This is a genomic window from Devosia sp. FJ2-5-3, from assembly GCF_029201545.1.
Taxonomy (GTDB): Bacteria; Pseudomonadota; Alphaproteobacteria; order Rhizobiales; family Devosiaceae; genus Devosia.
This window is the reverse complement of sequence record NZ_CP104007.1, coordinates 2,890,505-2,915,681: the sequence shown is the minus strand read 5'-3', so window position 1 is coordinate 2,915,681 and position 25,177 is coordinate 2,890,505. Positions and strand designations below refer to the sequence as shown.

Below are 25,177 nucleotides of genomic sequence, written 5' to 3'. Positions count from 1 at the left end.
CCGGGGCGTAAGTCGCCATGGAATGGACTGGTGAAGCGCTGCTCATAGGTGTCAGGCGCCATGGCGAGAGCAGCGTCATTGCCGAGGCCATGGTGGCAGGGCGGGGGCGGTATCTCGGCCTCGTGCGGGGCGGGCGGTCTACGAGGCTCGCAGCAACCCTGCAGGCGGGCAACACGGTGCAACTCACCTGGCGGGCCCGCATCGAGGATCATCTTGGCAATTTTACCGTCGAATTGCTGCATGCCCGCGCCGCCGAACTGATCGCCGACCCGGTTCGGCTCTATCTCAGCCAGCTTGTGTGCGAACATCTCCGCCTCTTGCCCGAACGCGACCCGCATGATCGGCTGCTTGGCATGGCGCTCGACCTTATCGACCACCCTCCGGATGGTGCCGCCCTGGCCAAGTTCGAACTGGCCGTTCTCGATGAGCTTGGCTTCGGGCTCGATCTCGAAAGCTGTGCCGCCACCGGCGTGACCAGCGACCTCACCCATGTTTCCCCGAGATCGGGACGGGCGGTGTCGAGGGCCGCAGCTGAGCCCTATCGCGAGAAGCTCTTGAAACTGCCGAGCTTTCTCGTGTCACGCGGCAATGCTTCACCGGGTGATATCCGGGACGCCTTTCGCCTCTCCGGCTACTTTCTGGACAGGCATGTCTGGGGGCCCCGCCAGATGGACGTCCCCCCTGTGCGAGACATGCTGCTCACCAAGTTGATGTCAAAAGCGGAATGATGTCGACGCTGGTTGAAAAATCGGCTGTTTCTGCGGGAAAACCTTGGGGAAATAGGCTTCCGCGCCTCTAGCTCGCTATACTCTGCTCCTGATTCGTTCTCATTTCGAGCCACCATGTCCGATACCGATACCAGTCCGCCGGCCGACGATCAGCGTATCGTCGATCTCAAGCAGGCGCTTGAGGAGCGGTACCTGAGCTATGCGCTCTCGACCATCACGCAACGTGCGCTTCCCGACGCGCGGGACGGCCTCAAGCCGGTCCACCGACGCATCCTGCATGCCATGCGCCTGCTCAAGCTCGATCCGAGCCAGGGCTACAAGAAAAGCGCCCGCATCGTTGGCGACGTGATCGGTAAATTCCACCCGCATGGCGACTCTTCGATCTATGACGCGCTGGTGCGTCTGGCGCAGGATTTCTCGCTTCGCTATCCACTGGTCGACGGGCAGGGCAATTTCGGCAATATCGACGGCGATAGCGCTGCGGCCATGCGATATACCGAAAGCCGCATGACCGAGGTGGCAACGCGCCTGCTCGAAGGCATCACCGAAAACGCCATCGACTTCAAACCGACCTATGACGGTGAAGACGACGAGCCGGTGGTCCTGCCGTCCAATTTCCCGAACCTGCTGGCCAATGGCTCGACCGGCATCGCCGTGGGCATGGCAACTTCGGTGCCGCCACACAATGTGGTCGAGCTCTGCAATGCGTCGCTGAAACTCATCCACAATCCCAATGCGACGGTCGACGAGCTGATCCATCAGGACCTCTCGGCGCCACCATCGATGGACGATCTGATCCGTGGTCCGGATTTCCCGACGGGCGGGCAATTGGTGGAGACCCGCGCCTCCATCGTCCAGTCCTATGAAACCGGGCGTGGCGCGTTCCGGACCCGCGCTGTCTGGCACAAGGAAGAGAAGGGCCGCGGCGTCTACCAGATCGTCGTGACCCAGATCCCCTACGGGGTGCAGAAGTCCCGCCTCGTCGAGAAAATCGCCGAGCTTCTCCTGGCCAAGAAGCTGCCGCTGCTCAAGGACGTGCGCGACGAAAGTGCGGATGACATCCGGCTGATCCTCGAGCCGCGCGCCGGCACGGTCGACGCCGTCATCCTGATGGAGCAGCTGTTCAAGCTCACCGAACTCGAGCTTCGTTTCGGCTTGAACCTCAACGTGCTCGACCGCGGCACGGTGCCAAGGGTGATGAGCATCGCCGACGCACTGCGCGCCTGGCTCGACCATCGCAAGGAAGTGCTGGTCCGGCGCTCGCAATATCGACTGGCGCAGATTTCTGCCCGGCTCGAGGTCCTGGAAGGCTACATCATTGCCTACCTCAATCTCGACGAGGTGATCCGCATCATCCGCGAGGAGGACGACGCCAAGGCCAGCCTGATTGCCACATTCGAGCTCACCGACAACCAGGCCGAAGCCATCCTCAATATGCGCCTGCGGTCCTTGCGCAAGCTCGAGGAAATGGAGCTCCGCAAGGAGCATAAGAACCTCACCGAGGAACGCGGCAAGCTCGAGCATCTCCTCTCATCGGACAAGCGGCTTTGGGGCGAGATCGCCAAGCAGGTGGAAGCGCTCAAGAAGTCCTATCCGCTGTTCGAGGCCGATGGCACGACGCCCCATGCCCTTGGCGCACGTCGCACCTCCGTCGGTGCCGCGCCCACTGCTGACGCGGCCGAGATCACAGAAGCCTTTATCGAGCGCGAGCCGATCACCGTCATTCTGTCCGAGAAGGGCTGGATCCGCGCGCCCAAGGGCCACAATGCCACGATCGATGAAAAGGCATTCAAGAGCGGCGACAAGCTCAGGCTCTCGTTCAACTGCGAGACGACCGACAAGCTCTTGATGATGACCACGGACGGCAGGGTCTACACCATTGGTGCGGACAAGCTGCCGGGTGGTCGCGGGCAGGGCGAGCCGGTCCGGATCATGGTCGATATGGAGGAAGGCCAGGAAATCGTCGCGCTGTTCGTGCACAAGCCGGGCACCAGGCGGGTGATCGCCTCCTCCGCCGGCTATGGCTTCATCGTCAATGAGGACGATCTCATTGCCAATACCCGCAAGGGCAAGCAGGTGCTCAACGTATCGGCACCTGAAGAGGCCAAGCTCATCGTGCCCTGTGACGGCGACCGCGTCGCCGTCATCGGTCAGAACCGCAAGCTCCTCGTCTTCCCGATGACCCAGCTTGCAGCCATGACGCGCGGCAAGGGTGTTCGTCTGCAGCGCTACAAGGATGGCGGGATTTCGGACATCAAGACCTTCTACGCCGCGGACGGACTGACCTGGATGGACAGCTCGGGCCGGACCTATTCAAAGCCCACAGAGGAACTGGTGGACTGGATCGGCGATCGCGCTGCGGCCGGCCGCCAGCCGCCAACCGGCTTCCCGCGCAACAACAAGTTTGTCGGCTAACCGATTCAAGGGACTCAACAAATGATCCGCCACTGCGTGTTTGTTCGCTTTCGTCCGGATGTGTCGCTTGAAGAGCGGGCGGCCATCTATGCCGAACTTGAATCTCTGCGTGAAGTCGTTCCGGGATTTGTTGGCATGGCCTTCGGTGCGAATGTGTCACCCGAGGGCCTGCACCAGGGGTTCATCGACGGCTTCACCATGGATTTCGTCGATGAAGCGGCGCGCGATGCCTATCTGGTGCACCCGGCACACAAGGCCGCAGGTGGGCGTCTGGTGGCGGCGCTCGAGGGCGGTCGCGATGGGCTGATTGTCTTCGATATGGCGGTGTAGAGCGTTTCCAGGAAAAGTGGACACCACTTTTCCGGTTCGGAAGCGCGACAAAACAAGGACTTGGAGTGATTTCACCGCGTCAACGACGCGGTGAAATGCTCTAGAGCGCGCGCGAGGCCTCGGCTTCGGTGGGCGACTGGCGCACCCAGCCCTCGTGTCCACGCTGGATTTCCAGCGGCTGGTAGAGGGCCTTGTAGGCCATCTTCGGCGAGTTCTTCACCCAATAGCCGAGATAGACATAGTCGAGGCCGGCGGCGCGTACCTGGGCGATATGGTCGAGGATGAGGAACGTGCCGAGACTGCGTCGGGCCTGCGCCGGGTCGTAGAATGAATAGACCATGGATAGCCCGTCGGGCATGACATCGGTCAGCGCCACGGCCACCAGGGGTTCGCCGGGCTCCTTGAGCAGGCGGTACTCAACCACCACGGACTGAACCGGCGTGTCCTCGACCATGTACTCATAGTCGTCGTAACTCATCTGCGTCATCCCGCCGTCAGCATGGCGGGCATCGAGATAGGTCTTGAATAGATCGAATTGTTCCGCTGTGGCCTGCGGGTGGCGCACCGAAATGCCCAGATCCACATTGTTGCGCAGCACCCGTCGGAAGCGTGCCGACGGATTGAACTCCTCGGCCACGATGCGTACGGATTGGCACGCATTGCAGCCTTCACAGGCCGGACGATAGATAAGGTTCTGGCTGCGGCGGAAGCCATTATCGCTGAGGAGATGGTGAAGCGCCGAGGCGCGCCTGCCGGTCAGATGCGTGAACAGTTTCCGCTCCTGCCGATCCGGCAGGTAGGGACACGGCATCGCTGCAGTTAAGAAGAGCTGGGTGGATTCCGGGGACTGGTTGGTCATCTAGGACCCAAAAGCTGCAATGACCGCGAGTGTACCCTCGCGGCCGTCTACCTGCAACGTATCAATATGCCCCGGATTGCCGCATCCGTTGCCAGTGACGCATCATCGGCGAGCGCCGCACCATCAGCGTGCCCACGATCAGGTCGTGGATCATCTGGCGACGGGGCGTGAACAGGGCAAAGAGCAGAGAGATGGGCCAGGAGATCCAGAAGGTGATCCAGAACACCAGAGCGTGGACCACTGCCATCCAGCCGTCCAATGGAACGCCACGGGTGGGGGTAAGGACGAGGTCCATGAGTTGCATGCCGATCGTGGCCCGTTTCGCCGAGCCAAGTGTTGCCGCGTAGTAGAGAACGATCGAGGCGGGCACGATGAAAAGCAGCGAGACCCAGGCCAGCCCGAAGGTGAAGAAGCCCAATATGGCTCCAGCCAGAGACACCAGCGCGACGATTATCGAGATCAGGATGATATCGATGATCGCGGCGATGACACGTCGCGTCAGCAGTCCCTCGAAGAGTTCGGGGGCCGTTGCGGGGTCGGGCAATTGGGGGCGGGCGGCGTAATCGTTGCTCATGGCCGAAAGATTGTCATAGCCGCGCCGCAGTGCAAGAGGCGGACCTCATAATTTCAGTGCTTCGGTCAGGCCGCCTCGGCAACCTGCGCTTCGCCGAGGATAGGCGCGGGCGCGACGCGGCGAACCATGGCCAGAGCGGTCATGGCTGCAATGGCCGCGATGATCGAGCCCGTCGCAAAAAGCGGAATGATTGCGGTCAGCACTTCTTCCTTCGTCGTCGCTACGGCATATCCGGCGGTGTTCGCGGCCAGGCCGGCAATAGCCGCTCCGATGGCATTACCGGCAGATTGCGTCGTCGGGATGAGAGCAGAGGTGCGGTCGCGTTCCGCGTCGCTGGTCGTCTCGATCAAGGTGAGCATGATGTAGCCGTTCGACATGCCAAACCCCATGCCGATCAGCAGTTGCGACACGATGAGCAGCGGAGGCAGGGTGAATATGAGGCCGCACAGAACACCTGAAATGCCGATGGCGAGAAAAACCGGTCCAAGGCGGATCAACACGGCGCGAGTCGAACGCTTGCGCACATTGGCGACAGCGACGGAAGACAGGCTCCACGCCACTGCCATCACCGCGCCCACAGCGCCGGCAAGCGTCGGGCCAAAGCCCCACAATTGCTGCAGCAGCATGACGAGGTACACCGCCGTCACCGCGCCCGCGACAGGCATCAGCAGGACGACCCAGAAGCCCGGTCCAAGGGCCGTGTTCGACCAGAACGCGCCGGATGGGGTGAGGGGGGAGGCGCTGCGGCGATCGAGCCAGATGGCAAAGATCAGCGCCAGGATCGCCACGCCCACAAGTCCAAAAGCCTGTGGAGCCGGAAGAACGGAAGCGATTGCCACCAGCAATATGCCGCCACCAATGGCCAGGAGCCTCACGCCCGGAAAGCCGGACCGTGTATCGCTTGCGGCGCTGTTGGGAACGACGAGCGCGACCATGAGGCAGAACACGACGACGAAGGGCACGTTCACCAGAAACGCTGCGCGCCATGACACGAATTCCGTCAGCGCTCCCGCTCCGGCCGGACCGCCAAAGGCCGCGATGGCCCAGATCACCGCCTGCATGCCGAAAACCTTCGGCACCAGCCTGTTGGGGAACAGCTCAGGGATCAGCGCAAAGCACAGCGCCGCCACGACCCCTTCGCCCAGACCCTGGATGGCCCGACCGATCAGGACCTGGGACATGGTGCCCGCACTGGCGGCCACGAGCGTGCCAATCAAGAATACGACCGCCATGGCGATCAGTGCCCAGCGCGAGCCGAGGCGTTGCTTGACCATGACGGCGCCGGCACCGCCCACAATGGCGAAGACAAGGTAGAGGGTTGTCGCCCAGGCGATCAGTTCGACGCCGTCAAGTTCATTGACGGCGGTTGGCAGCGCCGTGGACGACAGGAAGGCGTTGAACGCCAGCAGCGCCACGCCGAGACAAAGGATAATCGTGGCAGCAAGGTATTTCGGCCCAAAAATTTCGGCCCAGCGCCCTTCGACATCAGCCGACATTTCAGACTCCAGAATATTGCAAGTTGCGTCTTGTTAAATTCTCGTGCGACTTAAAGCAATCGACATCTCGGCAACTTGTTCAAAATGAAAAAGGCCCCCGCGCGAGGCGGGGGCGCTTGATCACCGATTGCCGAGAATGCAGCTTGTCAGCGGCCGAGCTTGCGGGCCATTTCGAGCGCGTAATAGGTGAGAATGCCATTTGCACCGGCCCGCTTGAAGGCCCACAGGCTCTCGAGGACTGCCGCGTCGCGATTGATGGCGCCCGCTGCCCCGGCCAGTTCGATCATCGCGTATTCCCCACTCACCTGGTAGGCGTAGATCGGGATGTTGAAGGCGTCCTTCGCCCGGCGGATGATGTCGAGATAGGGCAGGCCCGGCTTGACCATGACGCTGTCGGCGCCCTCGGCGATATCCTGCTCGATCTCGCGCAGCGCTTCGTCGGTATTGGCGTAGTCCATCTGGTAGGTACGCTTATCGCCCTTGAGGCGGCTGCCCGAACCGACGGCCTCACGGAACGGACCATAGAAGCACGATGCATATTTGGCCGAATAGGCCATGATCTGCACGTTCTCGTAGCCTTCCGCATCGAGGGCTTCCCTTATGGCGGCAACGCGGCCATCCATCATGTCCGACGGCGCAATGATATCCGCGCCAGCCCTGGCCTGGACGAGAGCCGACCGCACCATGGCAGCCACAGTCTCGTCATTGAGGATTTCCCCGTCGCGAACGAGGCCATCCTGACCGTCGCTGGAATATTCATCCAGCGCCACGTCGGCGATGAGCCCGATTTCCGGCACGGCACTCTTGATGGCACTGAGCGCGCGGCACATGAGGTTGTCGGGATTATAGGCCTCGGCTCCGTCCTCGGCGCGGAGGTGGTCCGGTGTATTGGGGAAAATGGCCAGCGCCGGTATCCCGGCATCGCGGGCGGCCTTCGCGGCCTCGACCATGAGATCCACGGACAGCCGCTCGACGCCGGGCATGGTCTTGATCTGCGTCCGCTCATTGTGTCCATCGATGACAAAGAGCGGCCAGATCAGGTCGCGCGGCAGCAATTGAGTCTCGCGCACCATGTCGCGACTCCAATTAGCCTGCCGTGTCCGGCGCAGTCGGCGTCCGGCGAGAAAGGACATGTCATGCTTTGGCCAATTGTCAGTCATGGGAAGGCGCTCCGTTTCTGCGATCTTCCTATCAGCGCAGCGCTGGCCGTCCAAGCCACCGCTTGTCGCAGGGGCCGCCAGTCGCTATCAAGTCTGCATGTTGTTCAAGGCACCCCAGCTCGGCCTCTATATCCGGATCGTCGCAATCCTCAGTCTCATGCTGGGGCTGAACGATGCCGGCCGCCTGCTCGGGATTAACCTCGGCTCGACAAGTCCCCTGGCCGTCATGGGACCGTCCGCCTTCGTCTACCTGGCGATCTTTTCCCTTGCCCGCCTCTTTGCCGGTGTCGGCCTGTGGATCAAGGCCAGTTGGGGCGCTGTTCTCCTGGTCGGCGCCACGGCAACCGAACTGGCTCTCTATGTTGCCGGCAGCCCCGACATCCGCATGAGCGCGGTCGGCTTTTCCGTGCGCGTCATTTTGCTGGTCGCCATCGTGCTGATTTTCGGGCTCAGCATCCGCATCAATCGGGCACAGGCCGCAGACTGACCGCAGTCGCGCTGCCGGTAAATTCGCCTCAAATCGACGGCATGACCTTAACCAGCCACTGGAGCTGGCGAGCGGCCAATGCGGGGTTTCCTGGTCTGGGTGAACAGACTTATCCACTGCGCGCTCAACAACCTCAGGGTGGCGCACCCGTCGTCTGGCGGCCCTTTACACGCCCGTAAGGTTACAATTTTATCAACCGGTGTAACGATCCATAAAGCCAAATTCCCATTGCTTTCCAGTAAGATAGTTTTAAGCGTGCGGCTTAGGGTGATCTTAGTCGGCGGGCCCTAGTTTGGCCTCATGAGATGCGAAAAATCGCACGCAGAAAAACAGTGAGGCACAAATGGCAATCAAGTCGAACACCGCTGAGAACATCGTTCCGGAACGTGGCGTAGGTCTCAAGCCGCTCTATCTCGAGGCAGTCTCCCGCGTTGAGCGTCTTCACCGTCGTCTTCTCGACCTGATCAAGGACGAGTTCGACCGCATGGGTTGGGACGATATCAACCCTGTCCAGGCGCTGTTGATGTTCAACATCGGCGACAGCGAACTGACAGCGGGAGAACTGCGCTCGCGGGGCTACTATCTCGGCTCCAACGTCTCGTACAACCTCAAGAAGCTGGTCGAGACCGGTTACATCTTCCAGGAGCGTTCGCGCACGGACCGTCGCTCGGTTCGCATCCGCCTGACGCCGAAGGGCGAAGAAGTGGCAGAAGTGATCGACGAGCTCTATGATCGCCACCTCAAGTCGATCGACAAGGTCGGCGGCCTGGGCGACGAGGAGTTCGACAACCTCAACAAGGCACTGGCCCGTCTCGAGCGCTTCTGGGTCGACCAGATCCTCTACAAGCTCTGATCACGGCGTTCATCTGACGACATTCGGGCGGGTGGAGCGCGTGTTGCCTCCGCGCCACACTTGCACGCGAACGCCGGCCCCGTGGCCGGCGTTTCTCATTTGTGCCGTAAAGCGAGCGCAGCAGCGTTACGTGGTTCGAAACCATTTCCCGAGTATGGGTAGTTGTGCCGATGGTTCACAAGGCGTTGACAGACGTTGTGGGCCCGACATGGCAATGCTAATCGCGCCATCTGGTGATGGGCGTTCTGCTGGGTGATTCAATGCGGCTAAATCGACGTTCTCTTCTCCGTTCTCTTGCTGTTGCTGGTGCTGGCATAGCCATGCCCTCGATCGTCAGGGCGCAGGACAGCGAGTCCGTATGGGACATGTTCGCAAGAAACCGCGTCCTTCGTGATGCGGACCAGGGTGGAAATACGGCCGCCGCAGAGGCGCTGATTTCGACCAATGAGCCGATCTTGAGCTTCGATACGGCTTACAATCTCCAATTGGCCATTTCCCAGTATGAGCCGTTTGTCGCTGCGGGCGGCTGGGAAGAGACGCCGCAGGAGGCATATGGGCTCAACCTGGGCAAATCGGCGCGTCATGTTGTGCAGCTCAAGCGCCGCCTGATCTCGTCGGGCGACATGCCGCTCGTAGACAATGTCAGCGAAGTTTTCGACGCCGAGACCGACCGTGGCGTTCGCGCCTTCCAGGCTCGGCATGGCCTCGTGGTCAACGGCCAGGTGGACGAGGCGACCTGGTATGCGCTGTCCGTGCCGGCCGCCACCCGGCTGCAGCAGCTTTACCTGAACTTCACCCGCGTCCAGAACATGGCCGCCAAGCTCAACCCGCGCTATGTGGTGGTGAATATTCCGGCGGCGACGATCGAAGCCGTCAATGACGGCATGGTCGAGCAGCGCCACACCGCGGTGGTCGGCCGCGTTGACCGTGCGACGCCGATCATGGCGTCGAACATCCACCAGATCAATTTCAACCCCTATTGGCATGTTCCCAAGTCCCTGGTTCGCCAGGACCTGACCAAGTACATGCAGCAGAACCCGAACTACCTGGCCGAGCAGAATATTTTCATCTACGACGGCAGCGGTAACAAGATCGATCCGCAGTCCATCAACTGGGCCAATATCAGCGATGCAGAAGTGAACTACATGTATCGCCAGGAGCCGGGCGCAGCCAACTCCATGGGCCACTGCAAGATCAACTTCTACAACCCCTATGACTGCTATCTGCACGACACGCCATCGAAGGCGCTGTTCGGCGAAAATGCGCGTTTCCACTCATCCGGCTGCGTGCGCGTCGAGGGCGTCAGCCAGCTCGTGAACTGGCTTCTGCGCGACAATGGCGACTGGGACCAGAACAAGGTCAACACCACGTTCGACGCGCTGCAGCGCCTCGACGTGGAGGTCAAGGCCAAGGTGCCGATCCACACAACCTACATCACTGCCTGGGCAAACAAGCAGGGCACGGTCAGTTTCCGCGACGACGTCTACAAATTCGACGAACAGGGCAAGGTCTCGTTCGGCTGATCCTCGACCGGCGCCCTCCCACCAGGAGGGCGTTTCCGTATAGGCATCGGCGAGAATCTTGCTATCCTTGCCCCGTCTGGAGGTGACATGTCAGCGGGTGTTCTGTTCGAATTCGTACAGATGGGCCAAGTGATGCGTGTCGCCGCCATTGACGAGGTGACCGGCACGGAGGTCATCGTCATCACGCCGCTCAACGCCACGCGTCTCCAGATGCAACGCGTGGCGATGGCCAAGCTGCAGCGCAAGATGCACGGCACCGATGAAGGGCCTGATGCGCCCGTACCCAAAACACCAGGACGATACGCCTGAAATAACGCACCCAACGGGGGACGGGCAGGGTGCGCCCGCTAAGCCTTGAGCATCCACTCATGCTCGGCTGCATTGTGGAATTTCCAAACGCGCTTTGGCCCGGCCATGACGTTCAGATAGTAGAGGTCATAGCCCGCGGTGGTCGCCACCGGATGGTAGCCGCGGGGCACGAGAACGACATCGCCATCCTCTATCGCCATGGCCTCATCAAGGCTCCGATCATCGGTGTAAACGCGCTGGAAGCCGAAGCCCTGGGGCGGGTTCATCCGGTGATAGTAGGTCTCTTCAAGCTGACTCTCGCGGGGGAGATCGTCCTGGTCGTGCTTGTGCGGGGGATAGGATGATGTGTTGCCCTGGGGGGTGATCACTTCCACCACGAGCAGCGCATTGGCAGAGCCATCGTCCTCCGGCATGATGTTGTAGACATGACGGACATTGTGGCCCGTGCCCCGGGTGATACGGGGATGCGTGCCGGGCGGAATGATCTTTGCAGCGAAATTCCCGCCGCCGGGGGCCGAGCAGACAGCCAGTTCCAGCTCAGTCGTCGCGTCCACCGCCCAATGGCGACCGGCCGGAACATAGAGGGCCCATGGCGCCCCATCGAACGGGCTCATCCGCTCGCCCAGCTCGCCAAACTCCTCGCCGTCGACGGCGAATTTGCCCCTGCCGCTGACGATGACCAGGCACAGTTCGCGGTCCTCGGACGCCCCACCAAAGGCCTCGCCAGGCGTCAGCTTGTGCAGGGCAAATCCGACATGGTTCCACCCTGCCGAGGCGGGGGTTACATCATGGATCTTGCCGGTCCTGTTCGTCGGGCGAACGAGGAGGGGGGATTTGCTCATCGGATTTCTCCTCCTTGGGAAATCTGTAAAAGAAATTCCAGGCGACATAGGCGAGCGCCAGACCGACCAGAACAGCCCAGAACTGGTCGCCGGTATAGAGCAACTCCCAGCCCAGCCACAGCGTCAGGAAAACCGCCACGGCGACCCGGCGCCAGAGCGGTCGAAACCAGTTCACATCGTTTTCCTTGAGCGCCATGCCGACCCCTCCCGCCTGATTCAGTACGGCAAGGCTTTAGCACAGCCCGTTCAAAAGATTCACTGTTTCGGGAAGCCCTGGGTCTCGACGGTATATCCTGCGGCACTCATGACCCGCATCAGCTCGGCATGGCCGATTTGCGCCATTTTGAGCGGCGGGTTCTTTTTTGGATCCTGTTCGGCCTCGACGACGAACCAGCCTTCATAGCCATGATCGGCGAGCCGCTGCACGATCGCGCCGAAATCCAGCGACCCGTCACCCGGGACCGTGAAGGCCCCCAGAGCGACCGCATCGAGAAAGCTCTGTTGGCTGCGATCCAGCGCGTCGACCACCGCGCGGCGGATGTCCTTGACGTGCACATGGTTGATGCGGGCGTGGTGCCTGTCGATCGCGCGCAGCACATCGCCACCGGCAAAGGCCAGATGGCCCGCATCGAGAAGGAGCGGGATGCCCGCGCCGGACGCGGCCATGAAGGCGTCGAGTTCGGGCTCGGTCTCGACCACAGCGGCCATGTGATGGTGATAGGAGAGGGGCATGCCCTGGTCTGCGCACCATTCGCCGAACGCGGTGACCTTGCGGGCATAGGCCTTCATTTCGTCATCCGAGAGTCTTGGCTTTTGCGCCAGCGGAATCTCCCGCTTGCCCTGGATCGAGCGGCCGACCTCGCCATAGACGATGCAAGGGGCATTGACCGCCTTGAACAGCTCGATCATCGGCGCGATGCGGTCCTTATTGGCTGCGAGCTCCTCATCCACCAGCGTGCCGGAGAACCACCCGCCGCAGAGCGTGACGTCTGCCGCTCGCAGGATTGGCAGCATCAAATCGGGATCGTCCGGAAACCGGCGACCCTTTTCCATGCCGGTAAAGCCTGCTGAGCGCGATTGGCGCAGGCACTCCTCGAGTGAAACGTCGTCGCTGAGTTCAACGAGGTCGTCGTTCCACCAGGCGATCGGCGACATGCCAAGCTTGGCCTTCATGCTCATTCCCCCTTAGCCGGCGCGTTGCGCCTTGAGCGCCTTCACATAGGCCTCGCGCGCTGCGTTGACACTTGGCCTGTCGCTGACTTCCGGCACGGCCACGTCCCACCAATGGCCGCCCGCTTCGGTGGTGATCAACGGGTCGGTTTCGATGACGAAGACATGGACGCCGGCCGCCCCTTCCGTCTCCCGAAGCGCTGTCTCCAGTTCGGACACGGAACCAAGCTTTTTCGCCTTCGCGCCCATGGCCGCGGCATGGGCCGCGAAGTCCACATTGGGCAGTTCCATATGGTAGGTGTCGCGGAAGAGATTGTTGAAGTTCGCGCCGCCCGTGGCCATCTGCAGCCGGTTGATGCAGCCGAAGCCGGCATTGTCGAGCACGACGATAGTGAGGCGGATGCCCATCATCACGGCGCTGACGATTTCCGAGTTCATCATCAGGTATGAGCCATCGCCGACCATGACGATGACATCGTCGTCCGGCCGCGCCATGGCGACCCCGAGCCCGCCGGCGATCTCATAGCCCATGGTCGAAAAGCCATAGTCGAGGTGATAGGAGCCGGGGCCATCGGCGCGCCAGAGCTTGTGCAATTCGCCCGGCAGACCGCCCGACGCGCAGACCAGCGTGGCCTTGGTCCGGCCGCGCTGGACGGCACCGATCACCTGGGCATCGGAGGGCAATTCAGTATTGGTCTCCGCCCGCGCCGCGTCGGCGTCCACGAGCCAATCTTCCTTTTCGCGCAATGCCTTGGTGGCCCAGGCGGAATCAGTCTGCCAGCCCATAAGGGCGGCATCGAGCGCCTCGAGGCCAACCCGGGCATCGGCCACCAGCGGCAGCGCATTGTGCTTGTGTGCATCGAAAGGCTGGACGTTGAGCCCGATGACCCTGACGTCCTCGTTCTTGAACAGCGCCCATGAGCCGGTGGTAAAATCCTGCAGGCGCGTGCCGACTGCCAGCACCAGATCGGCTTCCTCAGCCATGGCATTGGACGCCGCTGTGCCGGTCACCCCGACCGATCCGAGATTGAGGCTGTGGCCATGCGGCAGGGAACTCTTGCCGGCCTGCGTCTCCAGCACCGGGACGCCATGCGCCTCGGCAAAGGCGGCGAGACTGTCCGAAGCTTCGGAATAGAGCACGCCGCCGCCAGCGATGATCACGGGCTTTTTCGACAGCTTCAGCGCCGCTGCCGCGACGGCAAATTCCTCGGCGTCTGGCATGATGCGGCGCTGGGTCCAGATCTTCTCGGCGAAGAAACTCTCCGGATAATCATAGGCTTCCGCCTGCACATCCTGGCAGAGGCTGAGCGTCACCGGACCGCATTCGGCGGGGTCGGTGAGCACCTGCATCGCCCGACGCAGCGCCGGAATGATCTGCTCGGGTCGCGTAATCCGGTCGAAATAGCGGCTGACGGGACGAAAGGCGTCATTGGCCGATGCCGTGCCGTCACCCCAGGCTTCCAACTGCTGCAGGACGGGGTCGGGCATGCGGTTGGCAAAGACGTCGCCGGGCAGGAGCAGAACGGGGATGCGATTGACATGGGCAAGGCCAGCGGCGGTGACCATATTGAGCGCGCCCGGGCCGATTGAGGTGGTTGCGGCCATGAAGCGGCGGCGGAAATTGGCCTTGGCGTAGCCGATGGCGGCGTGGGCCATGCTCTGCTCGTTCTGCCCGCGATAGGTGGGTAGTTCCGTCTTGACGCCATGAAGCGCCTCGCCGAGCCCGGCGACATTGCCATGGCCGAAGATGGCCCAGACGCCGCCGAAGATCGGAACAGTTTCGCCGGAGATGACGGTTTTCTGCGCCGTCATGAAACGTGCAACGGCCTGGGCCATAGTTAGCCGAACTGTCTTTTGGCTCATGCCGATTTCCTCAACTCCCAAACGCTTTCATGCCGCCGCGATGCCTTGAGCACTGCGCTCCCAAATCTCGACCAGCGTGCCAAAGCGGCGGGCCATATTCTCCACCGCCTCGGCATCCACCATCTTTCCATCCAGCCAAGCCCTTGCGGCTTCTGCAAAAATCGTGCGGCCCACGGCAAAGCCCCGGACCCAGCGCGAGGACTGCGCGGTGGCAAAACCCGCCTCCAGCTGAACCTGCGGGGCGTCGAGGCCGAGAAGGACTATGCCACGACAGAGAGGGTCGCGCGCATCGATCACCCTGTCCAGCGCTGCCCAAGCATTTGGCGAGGCCAGGGGTTCGAGCTTCCACCAATCCGGCTTGATCCCGGCGTCGTAAATCTCGCCGAGGGCGCGGGCGATGGTGTCGTCTCCCACCGCGCCATGCTTGCTGGCGATGATCTCGACCAGCAATTCTCGGCCGATTTTTCGAGCGGAATCATAGGCCGCGCGCAGCTTTGCGATCTGGGTTTGCTTGAGCTCTTCCGGATCGTCGGGATGGAAGAAGCACAGAACCTTGATGCAATGGTCGACCGGCCACTCGGTGAGCCGCGAGCCCAAATCCTGAGTGAATTCAAACTGTAAGGGCCGGGAGCCAGGCAACTCGATCGGCTTGGCAATCCAGAAATTCGGGATTGCGGAGGCGGTGAACAGGGCGTCGCGGCCATATTTGTCGTCGAGCAGCATGCCGAAGCCGTCGCGTCCATCCGCCACCTGCGCGGCGGCTTTGACCGCCAGCACCTTGAAATCCGGGATCTTTGCGAGCTTTTGTGGGTCGCCGCCCGCCATGTCCTCGAGCTGGCTGCGGTGGTCGATGGCGAGGGCCAGCAATTTGGGGATCTGGCGACGGCGCGTCGTGGCCCAATGGATGTGGTTGATCTCCGCATCCTTGCGTAAAGCCTTTTCTTTGCTGCCCTTTTCGAGAAAATAGGTCAGTTCGGCCCAGGTCGGAATTTCGGGGGCACAGAGGAGACGCGAGACGGCGAAGGCACCGCAGGCATTGGCCCAGGTCGCGCTGGTTTGATGGGGCTCCCCGCGCAGCCAGCCGCGCAGATAGCCACTCATGAAAGCGTCGCCGGCGCCCAAAACATTATAAACTTCAATGGGAAAGCCCCGTCCGACGATTCCGTCCTCGAGGTCGTCCGGGATGGCTCCATCATAGACGATGCACCCCATCGGCCCGCGCTTGAGCACAATGGTGCCGGTCGAGAGATTGCGAATGGTTCGCAATGCCTCGTGGAGATCAGTCTCTCCCGCCGCGATCAGGACTTCCTCTTCCGTCCCGACGATCAGATCGCAATCGGCCAGGACGGTCTTCAAATGGTCAGACACTTTGTCAGACGCGATATAGCGGCTGTCGCCGGCATCGTGTCCGGCCAGCCCCCACAGATTAGGGCGATAATCGATGTCGAGGATAACTTTGCCGCCATTTTCCCGAGCGATGCGCATGGCCTTGCGCTGGGCGGCGTCGGTGTGGGGCTTGGAGAAATGCGTGCCGGTGACCAATACGGCGTTGGAAGATTTAATGAATTCGGGGTCGATGTCGTCTTCATTGAGCGCGTTGTCGGCGCAATTGTCGCGATAGAAAATCAGCGGAAAGGATTTGTCGTTCTCGACCGCGAGCAAGACCAGCGCCGTCAAACGCTCGGGATCGGTGACGATTCCACGGGTTTCGACCTTTTCTCGCGCCAATTGTTCGCGGATGAACCGGCCCATCTGCTCATTCCCGACGCGGGTGATAAGGGCCGATCTGAGGCCCAGTCGCGCCGTTCCGACAGCGATATTGGTGGGGCAGCCGCCGACGGATTTTGCAAAGGAATCAACGTCTTCGAGCCGCGTTCCGATCTGCTGGCCATAGAGGTCGACAGAGGCGCGGCCGATGGTGATGACGTCGAGTTTGTGGTCCTCCCGGGCGGCGGTCACGGCTGATCTCCTCAGGGCCTGTATTTCGCTGGATATGAAACACAGGTTCTGAAAATCCGTCAATATGGAACGAGCATTCCAAATGTGGAATGCACATCTTCCCTAGAAGCGGCGGCGCTTTTCGGCGATCGAGACGGTCAGCGCCATGGCAAAGGCCATGCTGGCCGAAAGGGAGCGGAAGCCGGCATGATCGGCTTCGACCAGTTCGAACCAGACGCTGGAGCACTCGGCCAGCGGCGAAAAGGCAGAATCGGTGAGGGAAACCACCGGCACGCCACGCGCAGCGAGGGCCCGGGCCTGGGTGGCGCTTTCCGAGGCATAGGGGGAAAAACTGGTGGCGAAGGCGGCATCCTGCGGACCCGCCATAGCCAGGAGGTCGTCGTCAATTCCTGCAGACGTGCCAACCATTTGGCAGCGAACTTTCAGCTTGCCGAAGGCATAGGCCATGTAGCTGGCAATGGGGTAGGAACGGCGCTTGGCGATGAGATAGATGGTGTCGGCTTTGGCCAGGATTTCGACGGCTTTCTCGAAGCCTTCGGGGTCGATGGCCGCGCTCAGCGCGTCGACGCTGCGATGGGCCGCGGAAATGAACTTGTTCAGGATTGCCGTGCTTTCGGCCAGCGAGGCCTCGCCTTCCTCGAGCTTTTTCAGCCGCTCTTCATAGCTCGAATTGCGTTCGCGGAGGCGCGCCCGGAAAACCTGCTGCAGGCCGGAAAAACCATCGAAACCAAAGTGTTGGGCGAAGCGAACGAGGGTGGAAGGCTGAACCTGCGCCGAGATGGCGACGCTGGCGGCCGTGCCGAACGCAATCTCGTCGGGATGGTCGAGCGCATAGGCAGCGACCTGGGTCAGCCGCTTCGGCAATTCGCCTTTTCGCTCAAGGATGACCGCGCGAAGCGTATCGAAATCCTCGGGTGCTGCCCGCTGTGAAATATCACTCATGCGCAAGCCCTGCTGGAAAACCTGTTCCGCAGATGGAATGCACGGATTACGCGGACAAAATCAAGGGCAAATCCGCGCGTGCACGCGGACTCGCCTTTGGTCATGTTGATGTTAGCAGGATGTTAGCGTTGAAAACCGCCTTTGGCGAATTTGGTTACGCTGGCTGCAGCCCACCCTGGCGGTCATTGTTTTCGACCCAGAAGATGAAGGCGGAGGCCCCCACGATCAACGCCGCACCGGGCCAGAACCAGACCGATGGGACCTGACCCAGCGCGATCCATCCGACCAGCCCGCTGAGTGGCACTTTCAGATCGCCGAAGGGCTGGAGATAGGCGGCATCCGCGGCGCGATAGGCAAAGGCGAGGAGATATTGCGCCAGCGCCGTCAGCGCCCCGAGGAGAACCAGGAGGACAAGCCCCATGCCGCCGGGCAGGGCGAAGGGCAGGCCTGCAATGCCGGCGGGGACCGCGGTGGGCAGCAGCCAGCCCAGCGCATTGACCGCGAGGAGGATGAGCAAATGGTTGGGCGTGACGAGGACCAGAAGCGAAACCGTCAGCGTCTCGGGGCTCTCTTCGCGCGAGAGGTATTTGGTGAGCACGTCGGTGGTGGCCCAGAGCGCCGCAGCAAGGATCGGCACCAGCGTGTGCCAGCCGAGGCCCTCGGCGCCGACACCCGAAACGATGATGGCCCCCAGCGACCCGACAAGGGCAGCGCCGATGCGGGCAGAAGAGACGCGTTCGCCGAGGAAGAGCGTGGACCCCAGGATGATGAAGAGCGGGCCGGTGGCCAGGAGGGTCACCATCTGCCAGATCGGCACGCCTGAGGCGAAACCATAGACAAAGACATGCACGCCCAGCGCCGACACGAAGGCACGGATTTCGTGCGCCCAAGGGTGCCTTGTGTGGAGGTGCCTGAGGCCGATGCGGAGGATGAGGGGCAGAGCCAGGAGCGAGGCAATGAGATATTGCCAGAAGGCCATGCCGGTGGAACTCATGCCGAACTGCCATGGCAAGACGGCCTGGAGCGTATTGGTGCCGGCGAAGGCGAGGCTCGCGGCGAGCATAAAGGCCGCGCCGGTAGCGGCGGCATTTGCGGTAGCAGAGGAAATCTGGTTCATGATCGTCCTTTCCGTAACCAGTTTCCTCAGGGTTACGGGAGACGACAGGCCGGTTTTTGCGCGCCAATAGACGCGCACGCCCGGCAGGGCGCTGATCCCGTTCTCTTTCATCCGGACTATACCGTCGGCTCCGGAGTTACACCGGATCTGCTGACCCTCGGGACCCAAAAGTCCAAAGGCGCTCGCGGGCTTGGCGTTGCCGCCTTTACCGCCGGTGGGGAATTGCACCCCGCCCTGAGAACATTGCAGGCTTTTGACCTGCGAGGAGAAAAATAGGTCAGGGCGATGCAACAGGCAAGTACGCACAGGCCTGTAACTGTGCGTCGTTCTCGAACGATGAGGAAAATCTGTTCGAGAACGCGCGGGTCACGGGGTCGGGCTTCTATTCGCCGCGGGGCAGGGCGGTGTAGACGCGCGTCACGAACTGGTGGAACTCCGCCATGTAATTGGCGAGAAAATCACGCGTGCTGGAATTGTTCACTTCCCCATCGTCGGTGATGAGATCGGGAGTGAAATGGATATAGGCTTCGATCGCATTCATCTGCGGTGAATTGCAGAAGCTGAGGATACTGCGCAAATTCTGCTGGGCCACGGCGGTGCCGATGGAGCCGATCGACGCCCCGATAATGGCCGAGGGTTTTCGGGTGAACGAATTTTGCCCCCAGGGGCGACTGGCCCAGTCGATGGCATTCTTGAGGCCTCCCGGAACGGCGCGATTATATTCCGGCGTCACGAAAAGAATGGCATCGGCGTCGGCGATGGCCTGCTTGTAGGCCCGGGCGACGGGCGGGTAGTCCGCATCGTAGTCGGGGCTGTAGATGGGCAGATCCCGGAAGGGGATTTCGCTCATCGTGAACCCGGGATGGGTCAATCGGACGAGCGCCTTCGACAGCTTCCGGTTTATCGATGTGCTCGAAAGGCTGCCGACAAAATAGCCGACCTTGAACATGGTGGTCATGACGACCTCCTGCGCGAATTGGGGACCTCACTCAACGCGGCAGGCAAAGGTTTTGATCCGGGAAGGACGCCGAAAGGTCTTGCGGCTCACGCCCCGCCAATCGAAGGCCAGTGCTCGTCAGGCCGGAGGCGGACCATGAGAAGGACGTCCAGGACGGCGTTGCCCTTAATCCGTGCTCTCAGCTTCCGGCCCTCCTCGATAAAGCCATTGCGAATGTAAAGCGCGATGGCACGCGGATTGTCGGAATGGACGCTGAGTTCTACGCGCAGGACGCCACGCGCATCGGCTTCGGCCAATGTTGCCTCAAGCAGGCTGCGGCCAAGCCCGCGGCCTCGCCAGTCGGATCGAACGCCCATCCCGAGCTCGCCACAATGCCGTTCATGTGTTGCAGTCGAACGGACAATGTCGCACCACCCCACGACCTGGCCGTCGGCAAGGGCGACAAATTGCGGGTTTCCGGCCTCGATATTGCCCAGCACGAAATCCTGCACCGCCGCGAAGGGCGGCGCCTCGGCGCTGCGGAGGAAGGAGGATTCCCTTGCCACAGCGCCGAGCGTTTCCCAGAAGCCGGGAATATCCGCTTCAGTAATAGCCCTCACCTTGTGCAATTTTCGCCCCCACTGACAAGTCCCCGACTGAGGACGGTTGAAGAGCTTATGGGGCGGTGCGGGCCCAAAGCAATCGCTGGAAGGGACGTATTTTTGAGTTCTTTCGAGCCTCTGCCAGGAAGACTTATGGAGCACTGGCTCGCGTCCTCTCACCCCAAACCTCCCCGCGAGGGGGAGGGAGCATCTCGACAGCGCTCAGCGCGAAAAGGTGACGTGGATGACGCCGCTTTCGGAGACTTCGCTCGTGACCGTGTAGCCGTCTTCGAGCCGGCGCAGATCCTCCCAGAGACGGACGCCCTGACCCAGAATGACCGGCGCAATGCCGACATGGAGCCGATCGACGAGCCCCGCCTTGAGGCAGTCGCGAACGAGGCTCGCGCCGCCGCCGATGCGGATATCTCCCCCCTTGGTAAGGGTTTTGGCGCGCTGCAGGGCATCCTCGACGCTGGTGTCGAGGAAGTGAAAACTGGTGCCATTGGCAAATTCGAGGTCGGGGCGCCGCTTGTGCGTCAGGACGAGCACCGGAATGCGGAAGGGGGGCTCGTCGCCCCACCAGCCGTTCCAGTCGGGGTCGTCCGTATTGTGCAGGCCGAACATGCCGGCGCCCATGATTTCGGCGCCGACATCGGCGAAATATTCCTGGGCGTAGCGATCATCGATGCCGGTCGTGCCCTTTCCGGTCTTGTCGCCGAAGACGCGCTCCCGCACGGTCTTCGTGGCGGCATAGGCGCTGACAAGGCGCATCCAGTCCGGGCTCATCGGATTTTCCGGCGTCTGGTCCATGGCGGTGGCGAAGCCATCGAGCGAGATATTGAGATCGGCGCGGACGACCATTTTTTCCTCCTGGCGGAATGGCAGTTTTACTTAGGCATTCGACTTAGTATCACGTCCAAACACTAAGGCAATAGCCTAAATGTCATTGACCCGTTTTCGGCGGGGCGCTAAGCAGGGACATGCCCTATCATTCGACCCCACTCGACCTTGCCTTCCACGCCCTGAGCGACCCGACACGACGCGCCGTGGTGTCGCGGCTGGCCGAGGGGGAGGCGCCGGTGAGCGTTTTGGCAGAGCCCTTCGACATGGCACTGCCTTCCTTCGTCCAGCACCTCAAGGTGCTTGAGGAATGTGGCCTGATCGCGAGCGAAAAGCGCGGGCGCAGCCGATGGTGCCGGCTGGTGCAGCCGCGCTTCGAGGAGGCGGCGGACTGGATGGATGCGGAGCGCCGGAGCTGGCGGAAGCGGCTCGATCGGCTGGAGGCCTATCTCGACAAACAGGCGGAGGAAGAACGATGAGCACGCTGTTCGACACCTGGTCGATCGACCGGGAGATCGTGCTGACCAAGGTGATCAACCATCCGCGCGAAAAGGTGTTCGCCGCCTGGATGGACCCCAAGGCGCTGGCGCAGTGGTATGGGCCCGATGGGCTGGGCATCGAGAGCCACGAGGCCGATATCCGCGAGGGTGGGGTCTGGCGTTTCGACATGGTGGGCAATTTCGAGGGGCGGGAGCAGCGCTTTCCCAACCTCATGCGCTTCATCCAGATCGTGCCGAACGAACGCATCCTCATCGACTATGGAACGCCCGAGCCGGACGACCCGGACCGCTTCCACATGCTGGTGACATTCGACGTCCAGGGGGATGGGAAAACGGTTCTGACCATGCGCCAGCTGCATCCGAGCCGCGAGCGGCGCCAGGCGGTTCTCGCGTTCAACGCGGTGGAATATGGCCTGCAGACGCTCGATTCCCTCGCGGCCTATCTCGACCGCTAGTTGAGAGGCGCGGTGCCGGAGCACCGCGCCGAAGGTCGATTGGGATCAGCCCTGTTCGAGCCACTTCACCTGCTCGGGGGTGAGCTGGATCTCGAAGGCGTTGAGGCTGTCGTCGAGCTCGCCGAGGGTACGCGGCCCGATGAGGGGAACGCTCGGGAAGGGCTGGGCGAGGACATAGGCGAGGGCCACATGGATGGGCGACTTGCCCAGGCGCCGGGCGAGTTCGATGGCGCGGTCGCGACGGCCAAAGTTCTGGTCGTTGTACCAGACGCGGACCAGTTCCTCATTGTCGGTCTTTTCGCGGCCGGCGCGGTCGGTGAAGAAGCCGCGGGCCTGGCTGGACCATGAGAAGTTCGTGACCTGCCTATCGATCAGCCATTGCTTGAAATCGGGCGTCGAGGCCGTGACGCAGCCATCCCAGATCGGGTCGAGCATTTCGGCGAGGGCGAAATTGTTCGACAGCGCCTGTGGCTTGGTCTTGCCGGTGCGTTCCGCGTAAGCGATGGCCTCGTCGAAGCGTTCCTTGGTCCAGTTGGACCCGCCGAAGGGCCCGCGAATGCGACCAGCCTTGACCTCGGCATCCATGGCATCGACGAATTCGCCCACCGGCACGTCGAGATTGTCGCGGTGCATGAAATAGACGTCGACATAGTCGGTCTGGAGGCGATCCAGCGACTGGGTGAGCTGCCGGGCGATGACATCGGGATAGCAGAGCGGAGAGTGCGCGCCCTTGCCGATGAGCACGGCGTTTTCGCGGACGCCACGGCTGGTGTGCCATTCGCCAAACAGCTTCTCGGTGTAGCCGGCGCCATAGACGAAGGCGGTGTCGAAGAGATTGCCGCCCCGCTCCCAGAAGGCGTCGAGAAGGATCGCGCCGGAGGAGAAGGTCTTGAAATCCTCAAAGCCCAGCGCTGCCGCCGAGGCGGATTTGGCAAGGCCCGGGATAGTGCGCTTGGGGATGACGCCGGTATTGGGCCCGAGGGGGCGATTGTCGATGGTCCTTGTGCGGACGGAAGGCCTTTCGATCGAATATTCGATGCCGGCATCCTTGCGCCAGATGTCGAGCACGCGGGCATTGCCCAGGCTATCGGCCCAGCTCATGCCGGGGGCGGGGAACTCGGTGCGGCCTTCCTTTATGGCGAGCGAAGCGGCGTCGGCCTCGAAGGAATAGACATGGCGCTCTTCGCCGAGGCTCAGCGTCTCGGTCTTGCCGCCCTTGATGATGTCGATGCGGCCGGGGCCACGCGTGCGGTCGCCGGCGGCGAACCAGAAATCGGGCACTTCGATGCGGCCTTCCGAGCCGTGAATGCGCAGGACATTGTCAAGGTTCGCCATGACGGCGCAGGAGACCTGGGCGATGATGCCGTTCTTGAAGGTGAGAATGGCCGCGGCCCAATCGTCCGTGCCTTCGTCATTGAGCTTGGCTGTGCCACGCACTTTCACCGGGTCGGCGAAGGGCTTGCCGATGGCCGCGCCGGCGATGAGCCGGGCCATGGAGACGGGGTAGCCGCCGACATCGAGAATGCCGCCGCCGGCGAGCGAGGAGGCAAAGAGCCGGTGCTCGGGCTGGAATTTGCCCATCGAGAAGCCAAAGCTCGACTGGATCATGCGCACTTCGCCGATGGCGCCGGACCGGATCAGCTCGATCAGCTGCACGACCTGCGGGTGCAGGCGATACATGAAGGCCTCGCCCGCGAACGTGCCGGCCTTGCGGTGTGCGTGGAACACAGCGTCGATCTCATGGGCCGAGAGGGCCAGCGGCTTTTCGACGAGCACATGCTTGCCGGCCTCGGCGGCCTTGATGGCCCATTCGGCGTGGCCGGTATGAGGAACGGCGATGTAGACGGCGTCGATATCTGGATCGGCCAGCAGCGCGTCATAGCCCTTGAGGATGCGCGCTCCGGGAAAATCCTCGGCGAGGTCCGGACGATTGGGATCGCGCGTCGCAATGGCGGCAAGTACGCCGTGCTGGGCATTTTCGAGGCCCCCGCGGAAGGCCTTGGCGATGCTGCCCGGGCCGATAATGCCCCAGCGGATCTTGGAGTCGGTCATGAACATAGTCCTTGAAAAAATAGGTGTAGGCGTTCCGGGTCATTCCCGGGAAGGCGGGCGTTTCCGGGAAAGGATCAGCGCAGGCGATTGCCCGCACTGTCGAAGAGAAAGGCGTGGCTGGCGCGGATGGCGACGGTGAGGCCGGAATCATTGCCAAGGTCGCGGGCACCCTCGCGCTCGACAGTGATCGGCTCGCCGGACCCGGTATTGGCGTAGACAAAGCTGGTCGAACCCAGATGCTCGGCCACATCGACCTCGAGGTTGAGATCGACATCCCCGGTACCGGCCTCGGCAAAATGCTCGGGCCGGACGCCGACCAGCACCGTACTGCCCATTGCGGGCAGGGGGCCCGAAAGCGGCATGCGGAGGTGGACGCCGCCCTGGTTGACGAGCCGCAGACTGACCGCGCCATTGGCGGCCTCGCTGACCTCGGCCTCGATGAAATTCATCTTCGGCGAGCCGATGAAGCCGGCGACGAACTGGTTGACCGGATCGTCATAAAGGTCGAGCGGGCGCCCGGCCTGTTCGATCCGCCCGTCGCGGAGAACGACGATCTTGTCGGCCAGTGTCATCGCCTCGACCTGGTCGTGGGTCACGTAGATCATCGTGGTCTGCAGCTCCTTGTGGAGGCGCGCAATCTCGATGCGCATATGCACACGCAATTCGGCGTCGAGATTAGACAAGGGCTCGTCAAAGAGGAAGACCTCCGGCTGGCGCACGATGGCCCGGCCGATGGCGACGCGCTGGCGCTGGCCGCCGGAAAGCTCCTTGGGGTAGCGGTCCATCAGCGGGTCGAGCGCCAGGATCTTTGCGGCAGCGTTGACCTGCCGGTCGATCTCGTCTCTGGGCACTTTGGCGAAACGCAGGGCAAAGCCCATATTGTCCCGCACGCTCATATGTGGGTAGAGCGCATAGGTCTGGAACACCATGGCAATGCCGCGCCGCGAGGGCTCGATATCGTTCATGCGCACGCCGCCGATCTGCAGATCGCCGCCGGTGATAGGTTCAAGCCCGGCGATCATGCGCAGGAGCGTGGACTTGCCGCAGCCGGACGGGCCGACGAAGACGACAAACTCCTTGGACGCGATCTCCAGATCCACGCCCTTGATGACTTCGTGGTGGCCATAGGCCTTGCGAATGCCTTTTAGGCTGAGGCTGCTCATT

Annotated in this window: 25 protein-coding genes and 1 riboswitch; of the genes, 9 read left to right on the top strand and 16 right to left on the bottom strand. The window is 62.1% G+C overall.

Annotated elements, in window-relative coordinates:
* Positions 1-17: 17 nt before the first annotated feature.
* From recO to N0P34_RS14130, 3 genes are all read left to right on the top strand, one after another.
* A complete protein-coding gene (recO, locus tag N0P34_RS14140) occupies positions 18-728 on the top strand; it encodes a DNA repair protein RecO (protein WP_275603867.1) in 711 nt (236 codons plus the stop codon).
* A 114-nt stretch (positions 729-842) separates the two neighbouring features.
* Complete coding sequence (gene parC / locus N0P34_RS14135) at positions 843-3,143, top strand: DNA topoisomerase IV subunit A (protein ID WP_275603866.1); 2,301 nt, start codon at positions 843-845, stop codon at positions 3,141-3,143.
* A gap of 21 nt (positions 3,144-3,164) precedes the next feature.
* On the top strand, positions 3,165-3,473 hold the full coding sequence (locus N0P34_RS14130; RefSeq protein ID WP_275603865.1) for a Dabb family protein: 309 nt from the start codon (positions 3,165-3,167) through the stop codon (positions 3,471-3,473).
* A gap of 100 nt (positions 3,474-3,573) precedes the next feature.
* Here N0P34_RS14130 and N0P34_RS14125 read toward each other — a convergent pair whose 3' ends face one another.
* From N0P34_RS14125 to hemB, 4 genes are all read right to left on the bottom strand, one after another.
* Positions 3,574-4,332 carry an arginyltransferase gene (locus N0P34_RS14125; RefSeq protein ID WP_275603864.1) on the bottom strand — a complete coding sequence of 253 codons (759 nt, stop codon included), beginning with the start codon at positions 4,330-4,332 and terminating at the stop codon, positions 3,574-3,576.
* 61 nt (positions 4,333-4,393) lie between these two features.
* Positions 4,394-4,906: an RDD family protein gene (locus N0P34_RS14120; RefSeq protein ID WP_275603863.1), complete on the bottom strand. Its 513-nt coding sequence runs from the start codon at positions 4,904-4,906 to the stop codon at positions 4,394-4,396.
* A gap of 65 nt (positions 4,907-4,971) precedes the next feature.
* Positions 4,972-6,402: an MFS transporter gene (locus N0P34_RS14115; protein ID WP_275603862.1), complete on the bottom strand. Its 1,431-nt coding sequence runs from the start codon at positions 6,400-6,402 to the stop codon at positions 4,972-4,974.
* Positions 6,403-6,548: 146 nt separating this feature from the next.
* Positions 6,549-7,562, bottom strand: coding sequence for a porphobilinogen synthase (hemB, locus tag N0P34_RS14110; RefSeq protein ID WP_275603861.1), 1,014 nt, complete (start codon positions 7,560-7,562; stop codon positions 6,549-6,551).
* Between the two features lie 97 nt (positions 7,563-7,659).
* Here hemB and N0P34_RS14105 point away from each other — a divergent pair, with 97 nt between their 5' ends.
* The 4 genes from N0P34_RS14105 (at position 7,660) to N0P34_RS14090 (ending at position 10,734) form a co-directional block, all read left to right on the top strand.
* Positions 7,660-8,049, top strand: coding sequence for a hypothetical protein (locus tag N0P34_RS14105; RefSeq protein WP_275603860.1), 390 nt, complete (start codon positions 7,660-7,662; stop codon positions 8,047-8,049).
* Positions 8,050-8,392: 343 nt separating this feature from the next.
* Positions 8,393-8,902, top strand: coding sequence for a winged helix DNA-binding protein (locus N0P34_RS14100; RefSeq protein ID WP_275603859.1), 510 nt, complete (start codon positions 8,393-8,395; stop codon positions 8,900-8,902).
* A gap of 365 nt (positions 8,903-9,267) precedes the next feature.
* Positions 9,268-10,425 carry a L,D-transpeptidase family protein gene (locus N0P34_RS14095; protein ID WP_275603858.1) on the top strand — a complete coding sequence of 386 codons (1,158 nt, stop codon included), beginning with the start codon at positions 9,268-9,270 and terminating at the stop codon, positions 10,423-10,425.
* An 87-nt stretch (positions 10,426-10,512) separates the two neighbouring features.
* Positions 10,513-10,734 carry a serine hydroxymethyltransferase gene (locus tag N0P34_RS14090; protein ID WP_275603857.1) on the top strand — a complete coding sequence of 74 codons (222 nt, stop codon included), beginning with the start codon at positions 10,513-10,515 and terminating at the stop codon, positions 10,732-10,734.
* 38 nt (positions 10,735-10,772) lie between these two features.
* On the opposite strand, the gene iolB is transcribed toward N0P34_RS14090, so the two are convergent.
* The 10 genes from iolB to N0P34_RS14040 all read right to left on the bottom strand — a co-directional run bounded on the left by iolB (position 10,773) and on the right by N0P34_RS14040 (position 21,027).
* A complete protein-coding gene (gene iolB, locus N0P34_RS14085; RefSeq protein WP_275603856.1) occupies positions 10,773-11,576 on the bottom strand; it encodes a 5-deoxy-glucuronate isomerase in 804 nt (267 codons plus the stop codon).
* The gene (locus N0P34_RS14080; RefSeq protein WP_275603855.1) at positions 11,521-11,772 is read right to left on the bottom strand and encodes a DUF3329 domain-containing protein; all 252 of its coding nucleotides are present in this window, start codon (positions 11,770-11,772) and stop codon (positions 11,521-11,523) included. Before N0P34_RS14080 ends, iolB begins: the two co-directional genes overlap by 56 nt.
* Before the next feature lie 59 nt (positions 11,773-11,831).
* Positions 11,832-12,749, bottom strand: a complete 918-nt coding sequence (gene iolE, locus N0P34_RS14075; protein WP_275603854.1) for a myo-inosose-2 dehydratase — start codon at positions 12,747-12,749, stop codon at positions 11,832-11,834.
* A 12-nt stretch (positions 12,750-12,761) separates the two neighbouring features.
* The gene (gene iolD, locus N0P34_RS14070) at positions 12,762-14,609 is read right to left on the bottom strand and encodes a 3D-(3,5/4)-trihydroxycyclohexane-1,2-dione acylhydrolase (decyclizing) (RefSeq protein ID WP_275603853.1); all 1,848 of its coding nucleotides are present in this window, start codon (positions 14,607-14,609) and stop codon (positions 12,762-12,764) included.
* Between the two features lie 27 nt (positions 14,610-14,636).
* The gene (iolC, locus tag N0P34_RS14065) at positions 14,637-16,568 is read right to left on the bottom strand and encodes a 5-dehydro-2-deoxygluconokinase (protein ID WP_275603852.1); all 1,932 of its coding nucleotides are present in this window, start codon (positions 16,566-16,568) and stop codon (positions 14,637-14,639) included.
* A gap of 102 nt (positions 16,569-16,670) precedes the next feature.
* Positions 16,671-17,510 carry a MurR/RpiR family transcriptional regulator gene (locus N0P34_RS14060; RefSeq protein ID WP_275603851.1) on the bottom strand — a complete coding sequence of 280 codons (840 nt, stop codon included), beginning with the start codon at positions 17,508-17,510 and terminating at the stop codon, positions 16,671-16,673.
* A 154-nt stretch (positions 17,511-17,664) separates the two neighbouring features.
* Positions 17,665-18,738: a DMT family transporter gene (locus tag N0P34_RS14055; RefSeq protein WP_275603850.1), complete on the bottom strand. Its 1,074-nt coding sequence runs from the start codon at positions 18,736-18,738 to the stop codon at positions 17,665-17,667.
* A riboswitch (FMN riboswitch) is annotated at positions 18,723-18,873 on the bottom strand. (Overlaps the previous gene by 16 nt.)
* A gap of 136 nt (positions 18,874-19,009) precedes the next feature.
* Positions 19,010-19,585 (bottom strand): NADPH-dependent FMN reductase, encoded by a 576-nt coding sequence (locus N0P34_RS14050; RefSeq protein WP_275603849.1) that lies wholly within the window; start codon positions 19,583-19,585, stop codon positions 19,010-19,012.
* 86 nt (positions 19,586-19,671) lie between these two features.
* On the bottom strand, positions 19,672-20,184 hold the full coding sequence (locus N0P34_RS14045) for a GNAT family N-acetyltransferase (protein ID WP_275606990.1): 513 nt from the start codon (positions 20,182-20,184) through the stop codon (positions 19,672-19,674).
* A gap of 204 nt (positions 20,185-20,388) precedes the next feature.
* Positions 20,389-21,027 (bottom strand): dihydrofolate reductase family protein, encoded by a 639-nt coding sequence (locus N0P34_RS14040; RefSeq protein WP_275603848.1) that lies wholly within the window; start codon positions 21,025-21,027, stop codon positions 20,389-20,391.
* A gap of 119 nt (positions 21,028-21,146) precedes the next feature.
* Between N0P34_RS14040 and N0P34_RS14035 the strand changes: the two genes are divergently transcribed.
* Together N0P34_RS14035 and N0P34_RS14030 are read left to right on the top strand one after the other, a co-directional pair.
* Complete coding sequence (locus tag N0P34_RS14035; protein WP_275603847.1) at positions 21,147-21,485, top strand: metalloregulator ArsR/SmtB family transcription factor; 339 nt, start codon at positions 21,147-21,149, stop codon at positions 21,483-21,485.
* Positions 21,482-21,961: an SRPBCC family protein gene (locus N0P34_RS14030; protein WP_275603846.1), complete on the top strand. Its 480-nt coding sequence runs from the start codon at positions 21,482-21,484 to the stop codon at positions 21,959-21,961. Before N0P34_RS14035 ends, N0P34_RS14030 begins: the two co-directional genes overlap by 4 nt.
* A 45-nt stretch (positions 21,962-22,006) precedes the next feature.
* Here the strand turns inward: N0P34_RS14030 and N0P34_RS14025 are convergent, their stop codons facing one another.
* Both N0P34_RS14025 and ugpC read right to left on the bottom strand, forming a co-directional pair.
* Complete coding sequence (locus tag N0P34_RS14025) at positions 22,007-24,019, bottom strand: aldo/keto reductase (protein ID WP_275603845.1); 2,013 nt, start codon at positions 24,017-24,019, stop codon at positions 22,007-22,009.
* 68 nt (positions 24,020-24,087) lie between these two features.
* Positions 24,088-25,176, bottom strand: a complete 1,089-nt coding sequence (gene ugpC / locus N0P34_RS14020; RefSeq protein WP_275603844.1) for a sn-glycerol-3-phosphate ABC transporter ATP-binding protein UgpC — start codon at positions 25,174-25,176, stop codon at positions 24,088-24,090.
* Between the last annotated feature and the right edge of the window lies 1 nt (position 25,177).